This is a genomic window from Acinetobacter sp. 24-47-62 (assembly GCF_056779765.1).
In genome coordinates this window covers 154075-160074 of record NZ_JBWYIN010000010.1, presented here as the reverse complement: position 1 = coordinate 160074, position 6000 = coordinate 154075, and the positions used below count along the sequence as shown (strand labels likewise).

Sequence of the window (6000 nt, the reverse complement as noted above, 5' to 3'; positions counted from 1 at the left end):
ATCCAGTGCGTCTTTGTCTGCTCCTTCTGGAAGTGCATCAACTTTCGATTGTGCATCTTCTTTAGCAGCAAGCGCATCATCACGTGCTTGAATCAGCTCAGTAAGTTCTGTTGGGGTGATGAGGCCATTGGCATTTGCATCGATCAGTGCTTGTTCTGCCGCAGCGTATGCTGCTTCTGCTGCCTCTACTGCTGCTTCGGCATCTGCCAATACTTGTTCGTACTCATCTGCTACGCCATCTTCGTTTTCATCATTTACTGTTGGTAAGGTGATGTCGACTAGATCATCTAAGCGTGCATCCAATGCGTCTTTGTCTGCTCCTTCTGGAAGTGCATCAACTTTCGCTTGTGCATCTTCTTTAGCAGCAAGTGCATCATCACGTGCTTGAGTCAGCTCAGCAAGTTCTGTTGGCGTGATTAAACCATCTGATTCTGCATCTGCTAGTGCTTGCTCTGCCTCAGCATATGCTGCTTCAGCCGCCTCTACTGCCTCTGTTGCTTCTTCAAGTGTAATATCTTCGCCGTCTGGTACGCCATCACCATCTGCATCATTGACTTCAGGTAAGTCAATATTTACAAGAGCATCTAGACGATCCTGTAAACCATCTTTAATCGCTCCATTTGGCAATACATTTACCTTATCTTGGGCAACTTCTTTTGCATCAAGTGCAGCCTGTACTTTCTGTTCAAGAATACTGAGTTCAAGCGGGTTAATTAAGCCATCTTTTTGAGCCAAAGCTAAATTATTAAGAGCTTCAGCATATTTAGCTTCAGCTGCTTCTACGGCTGACTGCGCTTCCTGAATCGCTTCTGGTAAGCCGTCTACAATGCCATCACCATCTGCGTCATTTACTTCAGGCAAACTTATGTCAGTCAGATCATCTAATCGATTTTGAAAGGCATCTTTCTGTTCCTGAACAGATTCAGGTAGAGCATTTACTTTACTTTGAGCAGTTGACTTAGCAATTTGTGCCTGCTCTAAAGCATTCTGTAAAGCATTAAGCTCTGTTGGATTAATTAATCCATCACGATTTGCAACAGTTAAAGCATTTTCAGCAGCTGCATACTTTGCTTCAGCTTCCGCAACAGCCAACTCTGCTTCAATGAGTGCTTCAGCGATATCATCTACGATACCATCATCATTTTCATCATTAATTTCAGGTAGGATGATATCCACTAAATCTTCAAGACGTTCCTGCAAAGCATCTTTTTGAGATTGAACTGATTCTGGTAATAAATTTGTTTTAGTTTCTGCTAAGGCTTTGGCACTCTCGAAAGCCTCTTTAGCTTGATCTAATTCCGCTCTTTCAGCAGGTGTAATCAGGCCGTTTTCATTCTTCTCTAAAATTAAATCTTTTAATGCTTCGTACGCTTGTTCAGCATTGGCTACAGCTTCTTCAGCATCTAGTAAAGCTTGCTCGAGATCATCTGGTACACCATCACCATTTTGATCATTAATTGGTGGCAACTCTTCATCAACCAAATCATCTAGTCGATCTTGTAAATCAGATTTTTCCTCGCCATCTACCAAGTTATCGACTTTATCTTGAGCAGCATCTTTAGCATCCTTTGCATCTTGTAATGCTTCCTCTAATTCAGCTTTTTCCTCAGGAGTAATTAACCCATCATTTAATTTATCTTCAATCAAATCTTTAAGATCTTGATAAGCTTTCTCTGCATCATTAACGAGCTGTTTTGCTTCTTCTAATTCATCGTTATTTGGTGGTTCTGGTTCCGGCGATACAGAATTAGATTTTTTATCTGAATCACTCATATTATCTGCAATAGCAACTACTCCAGCAGCTAATCCCCCTGCAATTAACCATGGAGTTAACCCTGTCAAAGCTGTACTTGAGTTTCCAGCGATAAGTGCTGAAATATCATCAATTGGATAATATTTAATAGTCGAAGCTATTTCATTGGCAGCATCTGTGAACTCAACCCAATAAAGCTGACCATTGTCATTAAATAAAATATTATGACTATTTAAGGGATCATCAAAATAACTTTCTACAACTAATTGTTCGCCATTTTTAAAATTAATAACTAAAGAATTTCCTTCTTTCTGAAAATTTAAGACCTCTTCGATTGATGCATCAATTTTCACAATTGAGTTCTGGTTTAATACGATTTTATTAGCAGTAGTCTTTTCTAAAACCGCCCCATCGTTTTTTGATAATATTTCTAAATTTTTCATGACGTCACCCAGTATTATTAAGATATTCTTTAACCCTCTATTTTTTTATCAGATTGAGAATCAATGTAAACGTCATAAAAAGTCAGTTGAAAATCAACAAAAATTCATAGTTAAAAAAAATTTTTTACACTCCATTCGAGATTCTTAAAGCAATGTTTTTATTGATAAAATTTAATTTTAAACAAAGTCACAATTTATAAACTAATAGTGAAAAAAATCTCATTATTTATTATTTTATATAAGTTAGACATAAAATTTTTAAATATTGCAAAAAAACACCAGAAACAAAATTACACTATTACTTAATTAAAGTTACATAATAAAACCCAATGAAACAATATTTTATTTCTTGAAACAAATTAAATTTTATTTATTTTCAAACACTTATTTTTACTAATTTATTTTTCCTATATAAAACATAAAGTTAGGATTAATGAATTTATTTCAATTTTTTTATTCTTATTACTTCGAAATAACTTAAAAAATGGCCAAAAACACCATTGCAATGTGGAAGTTAAAATATATTTATAGAAATTTTCTAGCCGTTAAAATATTGTTTTATATTGATAATTTAAGAATCAGTTTTAAGTTATTAAGTTACTTTAAAATAAAAAACCGAGATTTAAATCTCGGTCTTTTAGATTCATTGATATTTTAGTTTGGAATTCTTAGAACCTGTCCCGGGAAAATATCATCTGCATTTTTAAGTAATGGTCGGTTTGCTTCAAAAATTTTGTTGTACTGATTTGCATCACCATAAAACTCTTTAGAAATTTTTGAAAGATTATCCCCTGATTTTACTGTATAGAATTTACTTTCAGGCTCTGGAGATGAAACAGTAAGTTGGTCATCGACTTGAGCAACATGATCAATATTTCCCACAGCCAAGATGATCTTTTCACGATCTGCTTGAGTTTGCACTTGTCCTTTTACAGTCGCTAAATCACTGCTTGCATTATAAGTCACAGACAGTCCTGTTACTGGTAAGCCAAGTGATTTAATATGCCCCAATAATTTATTCGCAATTTCTTGAGCAGATGGCTCTGCTGGCGTTGCTGGTGTAGCTTGTTGCTCAGCTGGTGCGGTATTCTTTTTCCCAATACCTTTCACAAAATCAAAAAGACCCATTGTTATTCTCCTATTGTTATTTCAGTTTGGTGATCAAATAATTTAGATCCCTTAATTTTTATACAGAAGAACTATACCTAACGCCGTTATCTTTCTTAAACTTAAGGTAACTTAATGTAATATTGCAATTTATTCCTTAATAAAAAAAAGCCACCATAAAGGTAGCTTTTAAGTTCGAAAAGAACTGAATCTGATGATTAAGCTAATTTCTTAGTTACATAATCGATAGCAGATTGAACAGTTGTAATTTCGTTAGAATCTTCATCAGGAATAGTAATGTCGAAATCATTTTCGAAAGACATTACAAGCTCAACTAGATCTAGAGAGTCAGCACCTAAGTCATCCATGAAAGATGCTTCGTTTTTAATCTCTTCAGCTTTTAAGCCAAGTTGTTCAGCTACTGCTTGTTTGATACGTTGTTCGATATCGCTCACAGGAATTCTCCTCATTGCTTGTGGCGGCGTATAATGCCTATAGTTTAATTGAATCTTGATATATTTGAAAGTTTATACATCGCATTACGCCATGTATAAACCACCATTCACGTGTAATACCGTACCAGTAATGTAACTTGCTTTATCAGAAGCAAGGAAACTTACTGCATTTGCGATATCTTGAGGCTGACCAAAACGGTTCAATGCCACTTGATCACTCATTTTTTTCTGAATTTCATCACTTAACTGTTCAGTCATCTCAGTTGCAATAAAGCCAGGCGCGATACTATTGACAGTAATTTGACGACTGCCCATTTCTTTAGCCAAACTGCGGCTAAAAGCTTCAATCCCAGCCTTCGCAGCTGAATAATTTGCTTGACCTGGATTTGCAAAATGCGCAACGACAGAACTAATATTGATAATTCGTCCAAATCTCGCTTTCGTCATACCTTTCAATACACGTTTAGAGAGACGGAATACTGCTTTAAGGTGAATATTTTGGATATCATCCCAATCATCTTCAGACATACGAAGCAGTAGATTATCTTTAGTGATACCTGCATTATTCACAAGAACAAGTACAGGGCCAAAACTTTGTTCAATATCTGTAATGAGTGCATCAATTGCAGCTCCATCACGAACATCAAGTACTTTTCCTACACCATGTTCAGCAAATTGTGTAGATAATTTTTCAGCACCAGACTCAGATGTAGCCGTACCTACGACAAAAAAACCATCTTCGATCAGCTGTTGTGCAATCGCAGCACCAATACCACGGCTTGCACCTGTCACTAACGCGACTTTACGTTCCTGCGTCATGCAATTTTCCCTTCTGCAACTAATACAGTATTTAAAGCATCTTCTAAACGAGATTTAGTATCTAAAGGCAATGCTTTTTCAACATGTTCTAAACGTTTTGCTAAATTTGTTAATACATTCCCAGGACCACATTCAACAACATAGCTCACATCTTGATCAGCCAATACTTGAAGTGTTTTAGTCCATTGGACAGACTCATAAAGTTGTGATGTCAACGCTGTACGCAATTCATCAACACTGTCAGCCACTTGTGCATTGACATTTTGAATCACTGGAATGCGAGGTAATTGAATATCAACATCTGCTAAAGCTTTGGCAAACTCTGCTGCCGCTGGCTTCATTAATGAACAATGTGATGGTACTGATACTGGTAACGCAATTGCTTTTGCACCTTGCTCTTTTACCAAAGCTATTAACGCTTCAACCTGTGCAGTATCACCTGCCACCACAACTTGACCCTGTGCATTATAGTTTGCAGCTTCCACTGAACCCTCACCTTGAGCGGTGACTTGAGCACACAGTTCTACAACCTTAGCATCATCAAGACCAAGAATCGCAGCCATAGCACCTTGACCCTGAGGGACAGCATCTTGCATCAACTTACCGCGTAAGTTCACCAATTTAACTGCATCTTTTAAGCTTAAAGATTCTGCAGCAACCAATGCACTGTATTCACCTAGTGAATGTCCCGCTAAATATTTAGGAACGACACCACCAAGCTCTAACCATACACGCCATAAAGCAATGCTTGCTGTGAGTAGCACTGGTTGTGTAAATTCAGTTTGGTTTAACCCTTCACCACTTTGCGCAATGTGCCATAAATCAAAGCCGAGTGCTTCAGAAGCTTCAGCAAACGTTTCTTGCACACTACTAAACTGTTCTGCAAGCTCCGCTAACATTCCTGCTTTTTGAGAACCCTGTCCAGGAAAAACAAATGCAGTTTTGGTCGCAAGAACGGCTTGCTCGAGGCGTTTAGCAGACATATAAAAATCCTTTATTCAGAGCTTTGACTATTCTATTTTGATTCATTTCGATCATCTTGAACATCAAACTCAAGTCTTAACTGATTTGATGGAGCGAAATTTATCATTAAAAAAAAGCTTTGGTAATTGCCAAATACAACAAAAAATAGAAATAAAAAAAGGGAGCTTACGCTCCCATTTTTTCTACTAAGCTTGACGCTTAATACATCACCAATTATTCAGCATCAGCTGCTTTAGCGAATAATTGACGACCACGGTAGACACCATCTTTAGTTACGTGGTGACGACGGTGAGTTTCACCAGTCGTTTGGTCTACTGTTAATGCATTCTCGGTTAAAGCGTCATGTGAACGGCGCATGTCACGGCGAGAGCGACTTTTACGGTTTTGCTGAACGGCCATGATGGCTCCTTACAAAGATCGAAAAAATGGATCAGAACAA

At 37.2% G+C, this 6000-nt stretch carries 6 protein-coding genes; all 6 read right to left on the bottom strand.

Features of this window, described 5'->3' with window-relative positions; all coding sequences use genetic code 11:
• The coding region (locus tag AC1M87_RS09680; RefSeq protein WP_481593574.1) for a GA-like domain-containing protein at window positions 1–2196 on the bottom strand (2196 nt) is incomplete at its 3' end.
• Window positions 2197–2850: 654 nt separating this feature from the next.
• Window positions 2851–3324: a peptidoglycan-binding protein LysM gene (gene lysM, locus AC1M87_RS09675; protein ID WP_035269196.1), complete on the bottom strand. Its 474-nt coding sequence runs from the start codon at window positions 3322–3324 to the stop codon at window positions 2851–2853.
• A gap of 197 nt (window positions 3325–3521) precedes the next feature.
• A complete protein-coding gene (gene acpP, locus AC1M87_RS09670) occupies window positions 3522–3758 on the bottom strand; it encodes an acyl carrier protein (protein WP_035269198.1) in 237 nt (78 codons plus the stop codon).
• Between the two features lie 84 nt (window positions 3759–3842).
• Window positions 3843–4577, bottom strand: a complete 735-nt coding sequence (fabG, locus tag AC1M87_RS09665; RefSeq protein ID WP_035269201.1) for a 3-oxoacyl-ACP reductase FabG — start codon at window positions 4575–4577, stop codon at window positions 3843–3845.
• A complete protein-coding gene (gene fabD, locus AC1M87_RS09660) occupies window positions 4574–5560 on the bottom strand; it encodes an ACP S-malonyltransferase (RefSeq protein ID WP_035269203.1) in 987 nt (328 codons plus the stop codon). The genes fabG and fabD overlap by 4 nt, the downstream gene beginning before the upstream one ends.
• 214 nt (window positions 5561–5774) lie before the next feature.
• Entirely contained in the window at window positions 5775–5960 is a 186-nt protein-coding gene (gene rpmF / locus AC1M87_RS09655; protein ID WP_035269206.1) for a 50S ribosomal protein L32, read from the bottom strand.
• Between the last annotated feature and the right edge of the window lie 40 nt (window positions 5961–6000).